General features: G+C 75.1%; 1 protein-coding gene. It reads right to left on the minus strand.

The genetic code is table 11. The features are described 5' to 3' along the window. Positions 1 to 17: 17 nt before the first annotated feature. Positions 18 to 325: aldo/keto reductase (locus ADK55_RS22595; RefSeq protein WP_199826601.1), on the minus strand; the 308-nt coding region annotated here is incomplete at its 5' end.

Consider the following 325-nt stretch of genomic DNA (forward strand, 5'->3'; position numbering starts at 1 on the left):
TCGATCGCGGAGGCTCGTTACGGTGCTTCGAGCAGGGCGATCTCCGCCGGCGACAGGCGCAGCGACCCGACGGCGACGTTCTCGGCCAGGTGATCCGGGTTCCCGGTACCCGGGATGGCCAGCACGTGCGCGCCCCGGCTCAGTGTCCAGGCCAGGCGGAGCTGGGCCGTGGACACCCCGTGCTCGGCGGCGAGCGCGCGCACCCGAGGCCCGTCGGTCTCGACGACCCCCGCCTCCCGGCCCGCGCCGGCGATGGCGAAGAAGGGCACGAAGGCCACCCCCTGCTCGCCGCACGCGTCGAGAAAGGCGTGGTCCTCGGCCGGGG

The organism is Streptomyces sp. WM4235, assembly GCF_001279725.1.
In the GTDB taxonomy this organism is placed as follows: Bacteria; Actinomycetota; Actinomycetes; order Streptomycetales; family Streptomycetaceae; genus Streptomyces.